The sequence below is a fragment of the Pacificibacter sp. genome (genome assembly GCF_039769035.1).
Classification (GTDB): domain Bacteria; phylum Pseudomonadota; class Alphaproteobacteria; order Rhodobacterales; family Rhodobacteraceae; genus Celeribacter.
This window is the reverse complement of the sequence record NZ_JBDMZG010000171.1, coordinates 1-20,145: the sequence shown is the minus strand read 5'-3', so window position 1 is coordinate 20,145 and position 20,145 is coordinate 1. Positions and strand designations below refer to the sequence as shown.

The following is a 20,145-nucleotide window of genomic DNA, read 5'->3' as shown; positions in this document are numbered from 1 at the left end:
TTCAAGACGGTAGAAAACAAGCGCGCCAATCTGACCCGCCCAATCGGGGTACCAAGATAGAACCACGTGCCGTCCTTTTTGATCCGAATATCGAGCTCCCCACAATAAGGTGGGTTCCATTGCGCGACAGGCGGTAATCCGCGCCCTTTTGCGGCAGAGATCGCGGCGGCAATACTGTCGGCAGAGACACTCACAATAAATTCACTCCAATTCGAGGCCAAAGATCGATTGTCTGTTTGTGCTTTTGCGCAGACCTGTTTCTAATAGTGCACAGTTTTTGAGGATAGGTGAAGACATGTCGCAAAGTGACCTTGTGCAAGAGATCGAAGAGCTTGGTGCAAAATTGGCCGAGGCCAAGGCATCTGTCACCCGTCGTTTCATAGGCCAAGAACAGGTTGTTGATTTGGTCTTCTCCGCTTTGCTGTGTGGGGGCCACGCGCTTTTGCTTGGACTTCCTGGCCTGGGGAAAACGCGTTTGGTTGATACCTTGTCCACTGTGATGGGGTTAAAAGGCGCACGTGTTCAATTCACCCCCGACTTGATGCCCGCAGACATCTTAGGCTCTGAAGTTCTTGAGACCGCGCAAGACGGCAGTCGCGCGTTTCGTTTCGTGAAAGGCCCTGTGTTTTGTCAACTTTTGTTGGCCGATGAAATCAACCGCGCCTCGCCGCGCACACAATCCGCCTTGCTTCAGGCGATGCAGGAAAAATCGGTCACAATCGCCGGTCAAGCACATGATCTAGAGCCACCGTTCCATGTGCTCGCCACGCAAAACCCGCTGGAACAAGAGGGCACCTATCCTTTGCCCGAGGCCCAGCTGGATCGGTTCTTGGTGCAAGTTGATGTCGCCTATCCTGATCGCGACACCGAACGTGCGATCCTTTTAGCCACCACTGGCAGTGCCGAAGAGGATGCGGTCGAGGTGCTTACCGCGGCTGACTTAATCGCCGCACAGGCCTTGTTGCGCAAAATGCCCGTTGGCGAAAACGTGGTTGAGATGATCCTTGATCTGGTGCGCTCTTGTCGCCCTGATACGCCTGAGGCTTCTGATGCCATTTCGAGCGCCGTTGCATGGGGCCCCGGACCACGCGCCGCCCAAGCCTTGATGCTAACGGTGCGTGCACGCGCGTTGCTGGACGGTCGATTGGCCCCATCGCCGGATGATGTCTTGGCCTTGGCGCGACCCGTTTTGAGTCATCGGATGGCACTTACGTTTGCGGCCCGTGCGCGCGGCGACGATTTGGGCGCATTGATTGATGCAGCAGCGCAGTCTGCGTTGAAAGCAAGACCCGCGGCGTGACAGATTTAGCCGCATATCCCTCAGGTTTGCGTGCACGCGCCGAAGAGTTGGCGGCGCCGTTCCCTGCGCTTTTGGCAGATGCCGATCAACTTGCACGCACGTTGATGATGGGCGGGCACGGGCGCAGACGCGCAGGGGCAGGCAGCGAATTTTGGCAATATCGACCTGCACAAGCAGGGGACGCAGCTCGCGCGATTGATTGGCGACGCTCTGGTCAATCAGATGTATATTTTGTCCGAGAAAAAGAGTGGCAAGCGGCCCAGTCTGTGCACTTTTGGTGCGATTTGTCTAAGTCAATGCAGTTTTCGTCACTGGAAAACAGCGCGACAAAACACCAGTATGCGGCGTTGCTGACACTCGCTTTGTCGATTTTGTTGATGAATGGCGGTGAGCGCGTGGCGCTTGATAGCCTTGGAACGCCGCCCCGCATCGGCGGGCAGCAATTGAGACGTATCGCCGAAGGGCTGAGCACGTCCCAAAATGTCGAAAACGGCGTGCCCGATGTTTCCAACTTCGCACCACAATCGCGTGCTGTATTCTTGTCAGATTTCTTGGGGCCGATTGCGCCAATCGAGGCCGCTGTGGCGGCCGCGGCTGACCGAGGTATCGGTGGTGTACTGTTTCAAATTTTGGACCCCGCCGAAGAGGCGTTTCCCTATCAAGGGCGCACGGTGTTCACGTCGATGGCTGGGTCTACGTCGCATGAAACTTTGCGCGCTGGTGACTTAAAAGAACGCTACCTCGATCGGTTGTCAGAGCGAAAAGCCGCGTTGCGCAGTCTGGCGGCGCAAGCTGGCTGGCAGTATTCCTGCCAGCATACAAACGCATCCGCAGGTGCCGCGTTGCTATGGATGTTCCAAGCACTTGAACAGGGCACGCGCTGATGTGGGTGCTGGGTCCAATCGGGTTTGCCGCGCCGTTTTTGCTGTGGGCCTTGCTGATCCTGCCCGTGCTTTGGTTGCTTTTGCGTGCCGTGCCGCCCGCGCCCAAACGCCAGCAATTCGCCGCCGTCTTTTTGTTGCTTGGTTTGGACGACAAAGAGGCGCAAGCCGCGCGCAGCCCTTGGTGGATGACGCTTTTGCGAATGCTGGCGGTGGCTGCGTTGATCGTGGCGTTTTCTGGCCCTGTTTTGAACCCGCAATCTGGCGAGGATGACGATGGCCCCCTGATCATTTTGGTCGATGGCACTTGGGCGGATGCGCCTGTCTGGTCGTCGCAAATGGCGCGCGTCGACGAAATCTTGGCACAAGCCGACCGCAGCGACAGATTGGTGGCGGTGAGCGTCGCAACCGATACGCCAGCGCAGGGCTTGACGTTCAAGCCGGCCCGCATGTGGCGCGCAGATTTGGTTGGATTTTCACCTGCACCTTATGTGCCCGATGCGGATGCATTGCTGCGCGCGATTGATGTGGTGGACCAAGAGGCGAGCACTCTTTGGGTGTCGAGTGGGTTGGACTATCCACGCCGCCTTGATGTGCTTGCCGCTTTGGAGCGCTTGGGCGCAGTGAGTGTGATTGAGACCCCGCGCAACGTTTTGGCATTGGGCCCTGTGATGCGCGCTGACGGTGGTGTGAATGCTGTTGTGCACAGTCTTGGCAGTGCCCCAGATCGCGAGGTCACGGTCTCGGCGATTGGTCCAGATCCCTCAGGTATTGAGCGGGTGTTGGGGCACGTCAGTCTCGCGGTTTCGGCTGGTGCGACGCCTGTCGAATTTGCCCTAAGGCCAGAATTGCGAAATCGTGTCACAAGGTTCGAAATTGACAAGGAACCTTCAGCTGCTGCGGTTCAACTGGTTGCTGATAGTTTGAAACGTCCAAAGGTTGCATTGATATCGGGACAATCAGAAGGCGGCGATATTGATTTGTTGTCCCCGCTTCATTACTTGCGCGCGGCCTTCGAACAGTCGTCTGATATCATCGAGGGAACTTTTGATGATTTGGTCGCAGCCAACCCCGATGTCATCGTTTTGGCGGATGTCGCGCGCCTTGCTGGTGACGAAAATGCGAAGTTACTGGAGTGGACTTCTAAAGGCGGGCAGTTGCTGCGTTTTGCCGGTGAAAAATTGGCAGCGTCCGACGTGGCCAGAGATGGGATAGATCCCTTGATGCCCGTCACTTTGCGCGCGGGCGGGCGCTCGATTGGCGGTGCGATGAGCTGGGGAGAGCCCAAACTTTTGCGGCCGTTCGCTGAAGCATCGCCTTTCTTTGGGCTTGAGATTCCAGACGATGTCGCAGTGACGTCTCAAGTTTTGGCGCAACCCGAACCCGAATTGGCGGCGCGCGTGATTGCGACTTTGGCGGATGGCACGCCGTTGGTTACCCGAAAAACCGTGGGGCAGGGGCAGGTTGTTTTGTTCCATGTGACCGCAAATGCACAGTGGTCGACGTTGCCGTTGTCAGGGTTGTTTGTGTCGATGTTGCAGCGCCTGACATCTGCGTCCAGCGTAGGTGAGGCGCAAGACAGCGATCTGCAACGGCAAGTCTTGTCGCCCACATTGCTTCTGGATGGGTTTGGCGATCTGCATGATGCAGGTTTGAGTGAACCCGTGTCAGGCGAAGTCTTTTCGAACGCAAGCGCATCGGCCAAAACGCCAGCTGGTATCTATGAGACACAGGATCGCGCATTTGCGCTGAATGTTTTTGGGCCGACAAGCAAGCTTGTTGCAGCACAATGGCCGAGCAGCGTTGAAATGATCGGTGCACAAAATGCCGCCGAAGTGTCTTTGAAACCGGTTCTATTGATGCTGGCTTTGGCTGCGCTTGCACTTGATTTGTTGGCGGTTTTGATGCTCACAGGGCGCGTTACCTACAAGGGTGCCGCGCCGCTTTTCATCGCAGGGTGCGTGTTTGCGATGGGGGTTTCAAACCCAAATATATTACTTGCGCAAAGCGCTGGCGCGCAGCAAGACGCGTTTTTGCAAGCTGCCAGTTCTGAGCTGACTTTGGCATATGTTCTGACGGGTGATAAGGCTGTCGACGACGTGTCGCGGCAAGGCCTTGTGGGCTTGTCGCAAGCGCTTGCGGCGCGTACCTCGGTTGAACCCGCGGTACCGATGGGCGTGAATTTGGAAACAGATCCTTTGGGCGTGTTTCCGATTTTGTATTGGCCGATCACACTGTCGCAGCCTCCTTTGTCGGCGCAGAGCTATTCGAAATTGAACGCGTATATGCGGTCGGGCGGCATGCTCTTTTTCGATACACGTGACGGGGACATTTCTGGCTTTGGGCAAGCAACGCCTTTGGGCACTAAGCTGCGCGATATTGCCTATGCCTTGGATGTGCCGCCTTTGGAGCCTGTCCCCCAAGATCACGTGCTGACGCGGTCGTTTTATTTGCTGGATGCATTTCCTGGTCGCTATGTCGGTGCTGACGTTTGGCTGCAAAAATCCTTTGATCAAGAACCGTCGAGCGAGGGCATGCCGTTTCGAAATTTGAACGACAACGTGAGCCCTGTCATCATTGGCGCGAATGATTGGGCTTCGGCGTGGGCTGTGACTGAGGATGGGCGTGCTTTGCGCCCAGTCGGCAGTGGGTATGTGGGCGAGCAGCAAAGAGAAATGGCCTATAGGTTTGGCATCAATTTGATGATGTATGTGCTGACCGGAAGTTACAAATCAGACCAAGTTCATGTGCCTGCACTGCTGGAAAGGCTGGGTGAATGATGCCTGAGATCGTCTTTTCGCCCTATATTCCGTGGCCTGTTTTAGGCGGGGTCCTGCTCGTTTTGGCTGTCGCATTGGTGTTGTCAGCAATGCGTGGCATGACGGGGTGGGCCGTGCGCGGGGTTGCGTTTGCGGGCATCCTTTTGGCTTTGGCAAATCCGTCTATCTTGCGCGAAGACCGCTCTGATTTAAGCGATATTGTTGTTCTTTTGGTGGACGCGACTGCATCGCAATCTGTGTCGACGCGCATGGCGCAAACGGAGGCAGCCAAGGTGCAACTCACCGCGCAGATTGCCCGTTTGCCCAACACCGAGCTGCGCGTTGTGATGTTGGCTGATGGGGCGGATAATCGTGGGTCGTTGCTCAGGACGCGCTTGCGTGAAGCCGTTGCGAATGTGCCGTCTGAGCGGCTTGCTGGGGTGTTTGTTCTGTCGGACGGGCAGGTGCACGATGCAGGTCTTGAGCTTGATGTGCCTGCGCCATTGCATCTGATGTTGACGGGCGAACCCGATGATTGGGACCGAAAGTTTAGCGTTGAGAATGCGCCATCGTTTGCGATCATGGATGAAGAAATCATTTTGACGCTAAAAGTGGAAGACGTAGGCGCTGTGCCGGACGGTCTTGCGCCGCGTGCACCTTTGATCGTGTCGATTGATGGGGGGCGCGATATTGAGTTTGAGATCCCCGTGGGTCGCGCTGTGCAAGTGCCTTTAAAATTGCCGCATGGTGGTATGAATGTGTTGCAGTTTTCTGTTCCGATGGCGCCGGGCGAATTGACAGATCGCAACAATTCAGCGGTGGTTCAAATCAACGGCGTTCGGGATCGATTGCGTGTGTTGTTGGTGTCGGGCGAGCCGCACAACGGGGAACGGACTTGGCGCAATTTGCTCAAGTCTGACAGTGCCGTCGATCTGGTGCACTTCACCATTTTGCGCCCCATGGACAAGCAAGATGGCGTGCCCGTGACTGAGCTGTCGTTGATCGCCTTTCCAACGCGGGAGTTGTTTTTAGAAAAAATCGATGATTTTGATTTGATCATTTTCGACCGCTATAAGCAACGCGGTATTCTCTATGCAAATTACTTTGAAAACATCGCACGGTATGTTGAGGACGGCGGGGCGGTTTTGTTTGCTGCTGGCCCTGATTTTGCCTCTGCCAACAGCCTGTATTATTCGCCATTATCGCGGGTGATCCCTGCGCGACCTACGGGCCGCGTTTTTGAACAGGGATACGCGCCGCAAATCTCTGAATTGGGACTACGTCACCCTGTGACTCAAGGGTTGGGCGGTGTGACAGATGCCAATGGTTTGCCCGATTGGGGTCGGTGGTTTCGCCATGTCGATCTTGAGGTCACGTCTGGCGACGTGATTATGAAAGGGGCTGAAGGCCGGCCCTTGTTGGTTTTGGATCATGCGGGAGCGGGGCGTGTTGCGGTGCTTGCATCGGATCACGCGTGGCTCTGGAGCCGTGGCGTTGAAGGCGGTGGTCCGCAATTGGAACTTTTGCGCAGGCTCGCGCATTGGATGATGAAAGAGCCTGATCTTGAGGAAGAGGCTCTTACCGCAAGTGCAAGTGGCACGGAGATCACCATCACCCGCCGCAGTTTGACCGATGGTCCGCGCAGCGTCACGGTTGTAGGGCCTGACGGTGGCGAAACTGTGGTCGATATGGAGCAAATTCGCCCAGGATTGTATCAAGCAGAGGTGCGGGGGGATGACATGGGGCTCTACCGCATTGCGCAGGGTGATCAAAGTGCTGTGGTAGTCTTAGGGCCTGCTGCACCACGCGAGTTTGAACACACCATTGCGACCGAAGCACTGATGCTCGATGCTGTGCGGGCCACGCGCGCAGGTGTATTTGAGCTATCTGAGGGATTGCCTGATCTGCGCCGCGTATCGCAGGGACGTCCGGCGGCGGGGCGCGCTTGGGCGGGCATCACACCACGCGCGGCATTTGTGACACTGTCGACCTCAAAAACACCGTTGATACCTGCGTGGCTTTGGGCGCTTTTGTTGGTCGGCTGGGTCGTCTTTATGTGGTTGCGTGAGGGCCGCAGATAAGGCGCGGTGCCGTTTTGAGTGGCCTAAACTTCGTCTTGCAAAAGAACTTCGCGCGATGCCGAGGCGAATTCACGACGCACCAGGATAAAGACCGTCATAAGTGTCGCGATCAACAGGCCGATTGGACCCAAAAACCATCCCAAAGACCCCAAAGCAAAGTAAATTCCGCGCAAACCACGATTAAAAGCGCGGGCTGCAGCGATGTTCAGTTCACCCGCCTTTTTCGCACGGGGCAGCGTTTCTGGCGCATCGACTTTGTTGGGCACTGAAGCCATGACAACACCGCAGTAGCCAAACAGCCTGTTGGCCCAGATGAATTTCAAAAAGGCACTGGTGATAAAGACAAGCGCGAGCAGGATTTTCACTTCCCAGATGACTTGTGGCACGTCGAGTGTGAGATCTTGGGCGACGCCGCGCAAACGTTCTGCGTTCGAAATCGCGGCCAATCCGCCGCCAATAGCAATCATACAGGCTGAGGCGAAAAAGGCGGTGCCTTGTCGTAGTGTGTCGAGAACCGAAGCATCGAAAATGCGTGGTTCGCGCGTGATCATTTGCACCATCCATTTGCGCCGATAGTCCGCCATAACGACTGAGGTCGAGATGCGCGATTTGGGCGGGCTTTCAATGACGTACCCGAGGACAATCCAAGACAGAAACAAGAACCCGACAGCCAAGCCGTCGAGTTGGGTGAAATAGCGCAATTGATCAAGTAATTCCATGAATTTGGATATACGCTTTTGGGTTTGTCTTGTCATATGGAAAAATTGGTTATAAAACCTTACCAATATTCAATCACTCGTGGAGTCGCTCATGGAAATGCCTGTCCCAAACGACCAAATTTTGTCCCGCAAACCTGAGTTGGTGGCAAAATTGTTGAAAGCATTGGGGCGTGACGGCGTCATTGATGCACCTGAGGAGCTTAAGGCCTACGAGTGCGATGCATTGTCTGCTTATCGCTGCCCTCCGTTGGCGGCGGTGTTGCCACGCAGCACGCAAGAGGTTTCCGACATTATGCGCATTTGTTCCCAGATGGGCGTACCTGTTGTGCCGCGAGGTGCAGGCACCTCGCTGGCGGGTGGATCAATGCCCACCGCTGATAGCGTCATTTTGGGTGTGGCGCGTTTGCGTGATGTGTTGAGCGTCGACTACCCAAATCGCGTGATCAAAGTGCAAACGGGCATCACCAACTTGGCTGTGACCGGCGAAGTGGAAAGTGACGGGTTCTTTTACGCGCCCGATCCCTCCAGTCAGTTGGCCTGCGCGATTGCGGGGAACATCGCGATGAATTCAGGCGGCGCGCATTGTTTGAAATACGGCGTGACCACGAACAACCTTTTGGGCGTCAAAATGGTTCTGGCGGATGGTGAAATCGTCGAGGTTGGCGGCGAACACATGGATGCGGGCGGTTTGGATCTGCTTGGGGTGATTTGTGGCTCTGAAGGCCAGCTTGGCATCGTGACCGAAGCGACCCTGCGCATTTTGCCCAAACCCGAAGGCGCGCGGCCTGTTTTGATGGGCTTTGACAGCAACGAGGTCGCGGGCGCGTGTGTGTCGGACATCATCAAATCGGGGCTTATTCCTGTGGCCATCGAGTTTATGGATCGGCCTTGTATTGTCGCGACTGAGGAATTCGCCAAAGCGGGGTATCCGGATTGCGAAGCGCTGCTGATCATCGAAGTTGAAGGCTCTGAAGACGAGATCAACAACCAACTTACGCGCATTGTGGCGATCGCCAAACAGCACAATCCTGTCGAAATTCGCGAAAGTAAATCTGAGGCGGAAAGCGCACGGATTTGGCTTGGGCGCAAATCTGCCTTTGGGGCGATGGGGCAAATGGGTGACTACATGTGTTTGGACGGGACGATCCCCGTGGGCGAATTGCCATACGTGCTCAAGCGTATCAGCGAGTTGTCCAAGGATTACGGGCTCGCTGTGGGCAACGTGTTTCACGCTGGTGACGGCAACATGCATCCGCTGATTATTTACAATGCCGACAAAGAGGGCGACCTTGAAAAATGCGAAGCTTTGGGCGCTGACATCTTGCGACTTTGTGTGGATGTTGGGGGCTGTTTGACAGGTGAGCACGGGGTCGGCATCGAGAAACGCGATTTGATGCTGCACCAATACGGGGCGGATGATCTGGATGTGCAGATGCGCGTCAAAGACGTGTTCGATCCAAAGTGGCTTTTGAACCCAGCCAAAGTTTTCCCATTATCCGTATCCGAGACACGCCGGGGGCAGTTATGACACCGACAGCAACAACTATTTTGGGTAAGCAGTTTTCCGATGTGGCCGCATGGGAAGCGCAGATTGCAGACCAAGTCCGCGCCGAAGATCAGCATCTGCTGACAGGCAATGGGTCAAGCCGTATTGGTTTGGCAACAGGATCTGAGCTCAAGGCGCCTGATCAGGCTTGGCTATACGATCCAAGTGCGTTGACCTTGACGACAGCTGCGGGCGTGCCTGTTGACACATTGCGCGCAGAGTTGGCCAAAGAGGGACAAAGGCTTGGGTTTGAACCGCCGAACTTTGCCCCACTTTTGGGACGCGACGCACAAGGCACCATTGGGGGGCTTGTGGCAGCGAATGCCTCTGGGCCCAGTCGCGTCACCGTTGGCGCCTGTCGGGACTTTTGCCTTGGTGTCGGCTTTGTCGACGGGCTGGGGCGGGTGATCAAAAATGGCGGTCGTGTGATGAAAAACGTGACAGGGCTTGATTTGGTCAAACTGATGGCGGGCAGCTATGGCACGCTCGGGTTGATCACTGAAATTAGCATGAAGACGCAGCCAATTCCGGAAATGGCCGCGACACTTCAATGGGATGGATTGAGTGCGACCACGGCGGTCGCCGCGATGTCGGCTGCACTCGGCACGCCCTATAGTGTCACAGGTGCGGCACATCTGCCTGCAACAGAAAACGCATCTTCGCGCACGCTCATTCGGATCGAAGGGTTTGAGGCCTCGGTGATGACCCGTGCGCAAGACTTGCAAGAAGCGCTTAAGGCTTTTGGCGACATCACAGTGTCTGTCGATGCCGAACGCAATGAAACAACTTGGTCACAGATCCGCGATGTTACGCGTTTCCATAAGACATCGGGCGATGTTTGGCGGGTGTCCGTCAAACCGTCTGAGGCCCCCAAATTGGTCGAGGCCGTGCAGCCAATTGATGCGATGTACGATTGGGGCGGTGGGCGTGTTTGGCTTTTGACAGAACCAGACAGTGACGTGAGATCGCACATGGCGTCAGGGCATGCGACGCTGCTGCGTGCCAGCGATGCCACCAAACAAAACTTGGGCGTGTTTCATCCTGAAAATACTGTGGTTGCGCAGCTCAGTGCTGGGGTACGTGCCAAATTTGATCCGAAGCAAAAATTCAATCGTGGGATGATGGCCTGATGCAAACGAACTTTACACCTGAGCAACTGACCGATCCTGCGACCGCGCGCTCTAGCGAGATTTTGCGCGCTTGTGTTCATTGTGGATTTTGCACCGCGACCTGTCCAACATATGCCGTTTTGGGCGATGAATTGGACAGCCCACGAGGCCGCATTTATCTGATCAAAGATATGCTGGAAAATGATCGTCCAGCTGATGAGAAAACCGTGAAACACATTGATAGATGTTTGTCGTGCCTGTCTTGTATGACCACGTGCCCTTCCGGCGTGCACTACATGCATTTGATCGATCACGCGCGCGTGCATGTTGAAAAAACCTATAAACGCCCGCTGATGGATCGCTTGCTGCGCTGGACGCTTGCCAAAATTTTGCCCTATCCCAATCGGTTTCGTATGGCGTTGCTGGGCGCAAAAATTGGACGGCCGTTTCGTCATTTGATCCCTGATCCACGGTTGCGAGCGATGTTGGAAATGGCTCCAAAAACCATTCCGCCAGTGTCGCGCAACGATGCTCCGCAGGTGTTCCCTGCTCAGGGCGAACGCAAAATGCGTGTGGCATTGATGACGGGCTGCGCGCAAAAAGCGCTCGATACGGACATCAACGATTCCACGATCAACGTGTTGACGCGTCACGGATGTGAAGTGGTTGTGGCCAAAGGGGCTGGCTGTTGTGGGGCACTTACCCACCACATGGGTCGCGAAACAGAAGCGCACGCCTCTGCCGCTCAAAACATTCGGTCTTGGATGGCCGAAACACGGGGCGCTGGGCTGGACGCGATCGTGATAAACACGTCGGGCTGTGGCACGACCGTGAAGGATTATGGTCACATGATGCGCGAGACTGATTTGGCGCAAGATGCAGCGCATATTTCGAGCTTGGCGAAAGATATCTCGGAAGTGCTGATGCAGCTGGATTTGCCGCGCGGAACTCAAGATTTGACCGTGGCATATCACGCGGCGTGTTCGCTTCAACACGGCCAACAGATCAAATCTGACCCAAAAACGCTTTTGAAACGGGTTGGATTTTCGGTCGTTGAACCCAAAAACAGCCATTTGTGTTGCGGATCTGCCGGCACTTACAATCTTTTGCAACCTGAGATCTCTCAGGAGCTGAAGAAACGGAAAGTCGAAAGTTTGGAGGTAAAGACCCCAGATCTTGTGGCTGCAGGCAACATTGGCTGCATTATGCAGATCGGATCAGGGACAAAATTGCCGGTTATCCACACAGTTGAGCTTCTCGACTGGGCAACAGGCGGACAAAAACCCCGCAAACTTTCTGCGAATCGTTCATAATAAGTCTGTGAGGCGCTGGGCGATATTGATCGGCGCCAAAACTGAGGACGATTATGAAGCATCTTTTGGGCATCTTCTTGTTGATCTGCATGGCAGGTCAGGGGCAAGCAGACAGTCAACGCGATACCGTTTTTACGCAAAACACGTCCCGAGGTTGGGACGCAGTTGGGCGTTTGGATTTTGGTGAAAGCAGCTTTTGCACGGGGTCTTTGATCACGCCGTCTTTGGTTTTGACGGCTGCGCATTGCCTTTACGACGTCGACACTCAGAAGCCGCAGAAAATTGGTGAGATACAATTTCGCGCAGGGTGGCACGATGGTCAGTCGCTCGCCTCACGAAATGTGTCGCGCTACTTTGTCCATCCCGACTACGAGATGGCGATTGGCAGTCAGCAAGAACAGCTCACCAATGACCTTGCCCTTGTTGAATTGGACCGCCCCGTCAGCGAAAGCGTCGTGATGCCGTTTGAAACGGCGCATCGTCCGCGCAAAGGTCAAACGGTTGGGGTGGTGTCCTATGCGCATGGGCACGCCGATAGCGCGGCTTTGCAATCGTCTTGCCATGTTTTGGCCCGTCAGGGCGGCGTTGTTGTGACCTCTTGCGATGTGGATTTCGGCGCATCAGGATCGCCCATATTCTCTATGAAAAGCGGACGTCCGATGATTGTATCCGTGGTCTCTGCTAAGGCGCAATTTCGAGGCAACAAAGTGTCGGTCGGTACGGCTTTGGACGGGGGCTTGGATGTTTTATTTGCCATGGTCGAACGTGGTCGCGCGTCATTTGACGGCGCAGATGAAGACCTTTTTTCGCAGGGTCTAAGGGACCTTCAGGACGTTTCTGGCACGTTCTACGATTAACCCCTTGAAAGGCTAATCCTCCATTCCCAAATCAATTGTGTCAGGCGCTGCCGAGCAGGTCTGACACGAGCTTGTCCCTGAAGGGAAAGCAATTTTTTGGATCGCTCATTGGAGGATACCCATGCGAAATTTTGACCTTACCCCGCTGAACCGTGCCACTGTTGGCTTTGACCAAATCACCGATCTTATGGATCGTGTCATTCGCCAAGACGTCTCACAGCCCAGCTACCCCCCTTACAATATTGAAAAATCCGGTGATGACGCGTGGCGCATTTCCGTGGCCGTCGCGGGATTTTCCCCTGATGACATCGTGATTGAACAACGCGAAAACGCGCTGATCATTGCGGCCCGTAAATCGGACGAAGCTGCTGCTGGTAAAACCTATTTGCATCGCGGCATTGCGACCCGTGCGTTTGAACGCCGGTTCCACTTGGCGGATCACGTCAAGGTGACAGAGGCCACGCACGAGCACGGCATGCTGCATGTCGATTTGCTGCGCGAAGTGCCAGAAGCCTTGAAGCCGCGCCGCATTGCAATTGCATCGACGCAAAGCAAAAGCGCCCCAGCTGTTGATGCCGCCACACCAGAGACGATTGACGCATAAGCGCCCGTTTCGAAACTGACTGATATAAAAAACGCCCGGAGATATCTCCGGGCGTTTGTGTTTTTAGAGTTTGAGAATGAGCGAATTACATTTTGCCGATAGACCAGAAGAAGGTCTCGCCAGAGCTGTCATCCACACCGTCGTTGTCTGTTGAGACGAACATTTCACCGTATTTGGTGATGGCCAAGCCTTCAACTTTGTCGACCACGTAGCCGTTGAATGATTGCAAGTCAGGCACCAAATCGCGCACCAATTCTTTGGAGACAACTGGAAGATCGCCACCAAGCGCTGCTGGAACCATTTCTGCTGCTGGAATGCGGTAGATTTTCTTGGTTACAACGTTTTCGCCGATTTGGTTGTCGCGCTCGATGACATAGAAGTAATCGCCGTGTGCAACGATTTCTGAAAGACCAACCCAGCCTTTGGCAGGCTCAGTTTTAGGGTAGCTTACGGCGCCCCATTCTTTGGTCTCAAGGTTGTAGGCCACCAGTTTCACAGTGTTCTTTGGATCGTCTTTCCATTCGCGCTGAACAGCCATCCAAAGTGTGTCGCCAACGCGTGTGATACCTTCAAAGCCGAAACGTTTTTCGAAGTTCAACAACTCAGGTGGAAGACCGATTTCACCTTTTTTGGCTTTGATCAGGCCGTCAGCTTCAACGTGGTAGATCGCATGTGGAACAAGGCGATCAGTGCGGCCTTCGGAGGCAACATAGAAGCCGCCTTTGCCGTCCAATGTGATGCCTTCCATGTCGAGTTTCTGCGCTGGGTTACCGTCTTCGCGGTGAACGCGGATCACGTCAACGATTTTGGCCGGTGTTTGGCTTGGATCGATTTTGAAGATGGAAGGCTGGAAGCTGTAGAAGCTGTCGTTGACCGCGTAGATCATGCCGTCGTCGTCCGCGACCATGCCAGAAATCGCACCCCAGCCGATAAGCTCATCTGCGCCTTCGGATATGAGTGTTGGGTACTGTGCGGGCGCGTCTTGCAGTTCGTAGATCATGACGTGGGCGCGGGGGCCTTTGTCTTCGATCAGGTCTTTTTCGTTTGCAGTGACGAACAAGTTGCGGGACGGGATTGCGATCACGCCTTCTGGTGCGATACCGGATGGCAACAGCTGTTCGAATGTTGGCTTTGTTGGGTCTGTTACGTCGTAAACAGACACAGTGGATGAACGCTCACCAAGCACGAATGCGTATGTTGTGTCGCCGTATGTGCCCACTTCCAGGCCTTCAGGCTCAGCGCCTTTGGCGTCGGAGCGTTTGTCTGGGTAGTGACCTGCTTGGATGATTGGGCGTTCAAAGTCAGCGCCAGTTTCAAACACTTCGGTGCCGTCTTTGTGGAAGATAGTGACGGAACGCGAACCACCGTCCATGTCGCCTTCGTTGGCGATGATGATGTGGTTGTCGTCGATCCACTGCAAACCGTCTGGTTCGCGCAAGCGGCCCATTTGGCTTTGGTCGAACGTCAACGCTGCGCGCTCGTCTTTGGTATCGATGTTTGTGAGATCAACTGAACCTGCTGCGAAGTGATTGATCACCTCACCTGCCGCATTCATGATGACGATATGGTTGTTTTCCTGCATGGAAACGGCCACTTCACCAAGGCTGTTGATGTCTGTGAATTCTGGTTCAGGATCTTCTGGAGAAATCTCAGCAAGGCCTGTCACGTCGATCATTTTGGTTGTCGCGCAGTCCATCGTTTCATTTGATATGCCAACAGTTGACATGTAACCCGCTGGCAATTGACCGGTCCGGCCGTCGCCCAAGTCTTCGTCGCGTTCGTTTTCGATCGCGATGGAAACCACGGTGCCTGCATGATCGTGTGCTGTGGAGTCAGGTTGACCGCCCAAGTCACATTCGCCGGTGATGGAACCGTCTGCCATGTTGACAGAAACAAGTTTGCCGGATGGCTTGGTGTAGCTTTCGGATGTGTTGACAGCCACGAACGCTGTGTTGCCGATAACGGTCACAGATGTCGGCTCGCCGCCCACGTTCAAGTTGCCTTTCGGCTGTGGGTTTTTCGGGTCGGTGATGTCGATCAAGCCGATCACGCCAAGCGGGCTGTCGGTGTAAACCAATGTCATGCCGTCTTCGGACGCGCCGATGATTTCGGCAGAAGTTTCGCGTGACATGTCTTCGCCAGCGGCCATATTGGCGGGTGTTGCGAAAGATGAGATGCGGTTAAAATTCATGTCGGCCTGTGCGGTGCCGGCGTTCATGGCGAGTGCGGAAGCTGCAAAGAGCAGGTGCGATTTCATCGGAGAATCCCCTTGTGGATAGATAGCGAGGGGTTTGCGCTTTGTTTGTGACAACTCTGTGATGGATTTACGTGAGATTTGTGAATTGAATTTTTATGTCAGCACTGTTGACTTAACTTGCGACCTCAGGCATCAGTGTCGAACTAGAGGAGGATCAGATGAATCACACCGATATTTTTGCTCACCGGGCGCAAGGCATGAAAGCCTCCGAGATCCGTGAGCTGCTCAAACTGTTGGACCAACCCGATATCATTTCCTTCGCGGGTGGTATTCCTGATCCCAAGTACTTTCCACGGGCAGCCTTTGCAGAGGCTATGACCGTGGCGCTGGACGAGGCGACAGCTGGCGTCGCGCTGCAATATGCGGCCTCTGAAGGATATGTGCCTTTGCGTGAATGGATTGCCGATCACATGAAGACGCTCGGTGTGTCTTGCGACATCGACAACATCATGGTCACGGCCGGTTCTCAGCAGGCGCTGGATTATTTGGGCAAGCTTTTCCTCGATAAAGACGATACGGCGCTGGTGGAATGGCCGACCTATTTGGGCGCACTTGGTGCCTTCAATGCTTATGAACCACAGTTTGATCGATTGAACGCGGGCGAAAACCGAGATCCTGATGCGGTTGCCAAACAAGCCCAAGCCGCCGGTGGACGCGCGAAGTTTTCGTATCTGTCGCCTGACTTTGCCAATCCAACAGGCAAAACCTTGACCAAGGCTGAACGCCTTGCCGTTTTGGCACAGGCCGAGGCCTTGGGAATTGCTGTGATCGAAGACGGCGCTTACCAATCGTTGCGCTATGAAGGCGATGCTATCCCGTCAATCCTCGCATTGGAAATGGCCGACAAAGGCGACATCGATGCCTGCCGCACCATTTACTGCGGGTCGTTCTCCAAAACGCTAGCCCCTGGTTTGCGCGTGGGGTGGGTCGTTGCGGCGAAACCTGTGATTTCTCAGATAGTTTTGTTGAAACAAGCGGCAGACCTGCAGACTGCTACGATCAACCAAATCGCGGTCAATCATGTGGCGCGCGCAGTGTTTGACGATCACGTGGTGACATTGCGCGAGGTATACGGCACCCGTTTGAATGCGATGCTCAACTCTTTGCAGGCCCATATGCCCGAAGGCATCACATGGACCTCTCCCGAAGGTGGGATGTTCGTTTGGCTGACGCTGCCAGCGGCGATGGATGGCAAGGACCTGCTGGAACAGGCGCTCGCGCAAAAGGTTGCTTTTGTGCCCGGCGCGGCATTCTATGCTGATGGCGACACAAAAAACACGATCCGGTTGAACTTTTCGATGGCGAATGAAGCCACGATTGGAACCGGTATCGCGAGGTTGGCAGAGGTTATCCGCACCGCAATGGCGCGCTAACCCCCGCTGACTAAACCAAACAGGGGGCACACGATGGACAGTTCATTCCTAATATCAGTTGTGCTGCCTGTCGTTGCCTTGGCGGGCATGGCTTATGTCTTGCCGCTTGCTTTAACGCCCCGAGACACGCGGTCGCAACGTCGGGTGGTGATTAACGTTGTCGTCACGGCTGCGATTTTGTTGGTTGTCGGCATCGGGATTATGGCTGGCTTCTACGCGCTTGAAGGGCACGATGTGTCACAGGCGTTCGAACGCGATCTTTCGGTGGCGCTCAGGTTCTTCGCCAATAAATCGGCAACGGCTGTGATGATTTGGGGACCGGTTTTGGCTCTGGCATGGATTGGTCTGGCGCAAAAGGTTGAGCGCCGCAAAAGCCAAGATGGAATGCGAGGCACCACAGACCAAGCGCCGCAAGATCCGCCGCGCGATCTGTAACGCAGATCTAACGCGCCAACAAAGACACTCGTGCTTCACCGCGCAAAACGCTATCGTGCATTGAAACTGGCTTTGAGCCAGACAGTTGCAAGCTTGAGTGGATCGTCATGTTTGGTTTTCTAAGATTCTTCGTCGTTGGCTTTGTGGGCCTGACAGTTCTTTTTATACTTTTGACCATCTATGTCCGGTCGCTGACCCGTGAACGGTTGGAAAAAGAATGGGTCGAAGAGGGTTCTATTGGTGCTCGCGATGATTATGTGCAAAAGGGGATGGATGACTACGCCCAGTCCATTCGCCCCAAACTGTTGCTTGGGGTTTATATCCTTCCGATGATCACCTTTTGCGTGATTTTTTATATGACAAATTTCATGTGAGGCCCGCAAAAGATGCGCTACGTTAAATGGACCCTGATCGCTCTGATCGTTTTGATCGTAGGCAGCTTTTTGCACTACACGTTGCCGCAACACGACATCGTACGCATCGTTGGCACCAACACGGAACGCACGATTGTCGCGGGCAATCGGTCGATCTTTTGGTCGTCAGGGGAATCCACGCGTGACGTGCAATTTATCCAGACCGTCAAAGCCAACGGCAAAACGATGGAATATCGCAACGAAGACACAGGCTGGAGCTGGCCACCCTATTTCAAATTCGACACCTCAAGTTTGTACACCGAAGCCTCTGACGCGGAATCCGATAAGGCCAATCCTGAATGGTACTCGATCACGCATTATGGCTGGCGCAACGAAGTTCTGTCGATCTTTCCAAACGCGATCGCGATCAAACCCGTGGTTGGCCCAGATGCGACGTCCTTCCCTTGGTTGAACACGATAATCTTGCCGTTCCTAGCGATTGTTTTGTTGCTGATCCGTCGGATGTGGTTGCAGTTTCGCGAACGTACCATTGACCCTCTTGTTGAAGATGCAGGCGAAGCTTGGGATGTGGTGGATGACAAAGCAGATGCGTTGAAAGACGGCGCGCGCGAAAAAGCGCGAGGCATCAAAGGCTGGTTCTCGAGCCTTCGAAAATAGAGCTCGCATTCGTAAGACCAAGAAAAACGCGCCCGACAAAGGCGCGTTTTTTACGTTTTGGATGGGGCATTGCCTCACTCGCCGTAGGGCACCCAAATTGTTTTCACTTCGACCGCCTGCGCCAACCAATCACGCGCAGTATAGGCGCGCACCTGTCCATTATTGACCCAAGTGCGTTTCAGATTTCCGGCGCTTTCTGCCTCAATCGTTTTGGAAATGTCCGCGCTGGAAAAACTCCACACGGCATCGATGTTCATGTGCCCCGCCATGGTTGGGGCCAAATCGGCGTGGGCACCCATCAGAATGTTGACCACTCCCGCAGGCAAATCTGACGTATCGAGCACCTGATAGAAATCCGTGGCTGCCAGCGGATAAGCTGCACTTGCAACGGCCACAACGCGGTTGCCCATCGCAATCGCTGGCGCAATCACATCGATCAAGCCACCCAGTGGACGGTCGTCACAAAAGGCGCCAATCACGCCCACAGGTTCGTTCATCGCCAAGGCGACGCCGCGCATCGGCACAGGTTTCGCCGCACCATCAAGTTTGTCGCACCATGCTGCAAACGTGAAAAGCGTATCGATGGCCTCTGTGACTTCGGCCTCGGCTTTGCTCACCGTTGTACCTGTCAGTCCGACGATGCGTGCCGCAAATTCGTCAGCGCGCGCAGACAGGTTTTCGCCAACGTAATACAGAATTTGCGCCCGCAAATGCGCCGAGGCTTTGGCCCACCCCGCGGCAGCTTGCGCGGCTTCTACGGCATTGCGAATGTCCTTGCGAGAGCCAACGGCGGCATGCCCCAAGAGCTTGCCTTTTGGCGAAAATACCGGCTTTGAATAGCCGCTGTCTGGCCGGGCTTGTTTGCCGCCGATGTACATCTTGGCAGTGCGATCCAATCCTTCGGTGTCGATCTCATCCGGCTTTCCATAGGTCTTGGCCGGTTTGACCGCAACGGCCTTGCCAATAGGCTTGGTGTAGGCCTGCAAGCCTTCCCAGCCGCCTTCGCGCCCAAAGCCGCTTTCACGCACGCCGCCAAATCCAGCCGCCGCATCAAACATATTCGCACCGTTCACCCAGACCACACCTGCGGTCAGTTTTGGCGCGATGTCCAGCGCCAGATTGACGTTCTCGGTCCATACCGATGCCGCCAGTCCATAGCGGGTGTTGTTGGCAATCTGCACAGCTTCGGCCTGTGTGCGGAAGGTGGTCGAGACCAGCACAGGCCCAAAGATTTCCTCCTGCATCAACTGCGCGGAGCTATGCATGTCGGTGATCAACGTCGGGGGGTAAAAACATCCATCGGGGGCAGCTATGGGCTGATGTATCGTGCCTTCTGATCCGCCTTGTTCGACCAAGGATTTGATCCGCGACAGCTGCACAGGATCAACAATAGCGCCGACGTCGATGGACTTATCCAAAGGATCGCCAATACGCAGATTTGCCATGCGAGCAATCAGACGTTTGTGGAACTCATCCGCGATGCTCTCTTGCACCAACAGGCGCGAACCTGCGCAGCAGACTTGCCCTTGGTTGAAGAAAATCGCGTCAATCAGACCTTCGATGGCGCTGTCCATGTCGGCATCTTCGAACACCACATAGGGGCTCTTGCCGCCCAATTCCAACGTCAAAGACTTGCCTGATCCTGCGGTGGCTTCGCGAATGCGGCGGCCAACACCTGTGGAACCGGTAAAGGCGATTTTGTCGATGTCGTTATGGGTGACGATCATTTCACCCACAGCGCCATCACCAGTGACGATGTTCACGACGCCTTTGGGCAGGCCTGCCTCATTGCAAATCTGTGCAAACAAAAGCGCTGTCAGGGATGTGTATTCAGCAGGTTTCAACACCACCGTGTTGCCCATAGCAATCGCCGGCGCGAT

17 protein-coding genes are annotated in these 20,145 nt (G+C 54.8%); 13 read left to right on the top strand and 4 right to left on the bottom strand.

The genetic code is table 11. The features are described from left to right. A partial coding sequence (locus ABF287_RS14340) for a DUF1285 domain-containing protein (RefSeq protein ID WP_347185680.1) occupies window positions 1-194 on the bottom strand: 194 nt, incomplete at its 3' end. 101 nt (window positions 195-295) lie between these two features. Here ABF287_RS14340 and ABF287_RS14335 point away from each other — a divergent pair. From ABF287_RS14335 to ABF287_RS14320, 4 genes are read left to right on the top strand one after another with little or no spacing between them, the layout of a single operon-like run. Next, window positions 296-1,300: a MoxR family ATPase gene (locus ABF287_RS14335; protein WP_347185679.1), complete on the top strand. Its 1,005-nt coding sequence runs from the start codon at window positions 296-298 to the stop codon at window positions 1,298-1,300. Continuing rightward, window positions 1,297-2,184: a DUF58 domain-containing protein gene (locus tag ABF287_RS14330; protein ID WP_347185678.1), complete on the top strand. Its 888-nt coding sequence runs from the start codon at window positions 1,297-1,299 to the stop codon at window positions 2,182-2,184. Before ABF287_RS14335 ends, ABF287_RS14330 begins: the two co-directional genes overlap by 4 nt. Next, window positions 2,184-4,961, top strand: a complete 2,778-nt coding sequence (locus ABF287_RS14325) for a DUF4159 domain-containing protein (RefSeq protein ID WP_347185677.1) — start codon at window positions 2,184-2,186, stop codon at window positions 4,959-4,961. The genes ABF287_RS14330 and ABF287_RS14325 overlap by 1 nt, the downstream gene beginning before the upstream one ends. Then, the gene (locus ABF287_RS14320; protein WP_347185676.1) at window positions 4,958-7,021 is read left to right on the top strand and encodes a hypothetical protein; all 2,064 of its coding nucleotides are present in this window, start codon (window positions 4,958-4,960) and stop codon (window positions 7,019-7,021) included. The genes ABF287_RS14325 and ABF287_RS14320 overlap by 4 nt, the downstream gene beginning before the upstream one ends. 23 nt (window positions 7,022-7,044) lie before the next feature. Here ABF287_RS14320 and ABF287_RS14315 read toward each other — a convergent pair whose 3' ends face one another. Next, on the bottom strand, window positions 7,045-7,740 hold the full coding sequence (locus tag ABF287_RS14315) for a DUF599 domain-containing protein (protein WP_347185675.1): 696 nt from the start codon (window positions 7,738-7,740) through the stop codon (window positions 7,045-7,047). A gap of 91 nt (window positions 7,741-7,831) precedes the next feature. Here ABF287_RS14315 and ABF287_RS14310 point away from each other — a divergent pair, with 91 nt between their 5' ends. From ABF287_RS14310 to ABF287_RS14290, 5 genes are all read left to right on the top strand, one after another. Next, window positions 7,832-9,268 carry an FAD-linked oxidase C-terminal domain-containing protein gene (locus ABF287_RS14310; protein WP_347185674.1) on the top strand — a complete coding sequence of 479 codons (1,437 nt, stop codon included), beginning with the start codon at window positions 7,832-7,834 and terminating at the stop codon, window positions 9,266-9,268. Next, the gene (locus tag ABF287_RS14305; protein ID WP_347185673.1) at window positions 9,265-10,416 is read left to right on the top strand and encodes an FAD-binding protein; all 1,152 of its coding nucleotides are present in this window, start codon (window positions 9,265-9,267) and stop codon (window positions 10,414-10,416) included. Before ABF287_RS14310 ends, ABF287_RS14305 begins: the two co-directional genes overlap by 4 nt. After that, window positions 10,416-11,708 carry a glycolate oxidase subunit GlcF gene (gene glcF / locus ABF287_RS14300; protein ID WP_347185672.1) on the top strand — a complete coding sequence of 431 codons (1,293 nt, stop codon included), beginning with the start codon at window positions 10,416-10,418 and terminating at the stop codon, window positions 11,706-11,708. Before ABF287_RS14305 ends, glcF begins: the two co-directional genes overlap by 1 nt. A gap of 53 nt (window positions 11,709-11,761) precedes the next feature. Next, a complete protein-coding gene (locus tag ABF287_RS14295; protein WP_347185671.1) occupies window positions 11,762-12,565 on the top strand; it encodes a trypsin-like serine protease in 804 nt (267 codons plus the stop codon). A gap of 121 nt (window positions 12,566-12,686) precedes the next feature. Continuing rightward, entirely contained in the window at window positions 12,687-13,169 is a 483-nt protein-coding gene (locus ABF287_RS14290; RefSeq protein ID WP_347185670.1) for an Hsp20 family protein, read from the top strand. An 85-nt stretch (window positions 13,170-13,254) separates the two neighbouring features. On the opposite strand, the gene ABF287_RS14285 is transcribed toward ABF287_RS14290, so the two are convergent. Further along, window positions 13,255-15,426 carry an esterase-like activity of phytase family protein gene (locus tag ABF287_RS14285; protein WP_347185669.1) on the bottom strand — a complete coding sequence of 724 codons (2,172 nt, stop codon included), beginning with the start codon at window positions 15,424-15,426 and terminating at the stop codon, window positions 13,255-13,257. A gap of 158 nt (window positions 15,427-15,584) precedes the next feature. On the opposite strand from ABF287_RS14285, the gene ABF287_RS14280 reads away from it, so the two are divergent. From ABF287_RS14280 to ABF287_RS14265, 4 genes are all read left to right on the top strand, one after another. Further along, window positions 15,585-16,799, top strand: coding sequence for a PLP-dependent aminotransferase family protein (locus ABF287_RS14280; RefSeq protein WP_347185668.1), 1,215 nt, complete (start codon window positions 15,585-15,587; stop codon window positions 16,797-16,799). Between the two features lie 33 nt (window positions 16,800-16,832). After that, complete coding sequence (locus ABF287_RS14275; RefSeq protein WP_347185667.1) at window positions 16,833-17,234, top strand: hypothetical protein; 402 nt, start codon at window positions 16,833-16,835, stop codon at window positions 17,232-17,234. A gap of 107 nt (window positions 17,235-17,341) precedes the next feature. Continuing rightward, a complete protein-coding gene (locus tag ABF287_RS14270) occupies window positions 17,342-17,608 on the top strand; it encodes a hypothetical protein (RefSeq protein ID WP_347185666.1) in 267 nt (88 codons plus the stop codon). 12 nt (window positions 17,609-17,620) lie between these two features. After that, window positions 17,621-18,265, top strand: a complete 645-nt coding sequence (locus tag ABF287_RS14265; protein ID WP_347185665.1) for a DUF1523 family protein — start codon at window positions 17,621-17,623, stop codon at window positions 18,263-18,265. Between the two features lie 74 nt (window positions 18,266-18,339). On the opposite strand, the gene ABF287_RS14260 is transcribed toward ABF287_RS14265, so the two are convergent. Continuing rightward, window positions 18,340-20,145 (bottom strand): aldehyde dehydrogenase family protein (locus tag ABF287_RS14260; protein ID WP_347185664.1); only part of this gene is annotated, 1,806 nt, incomplete at its 5' end.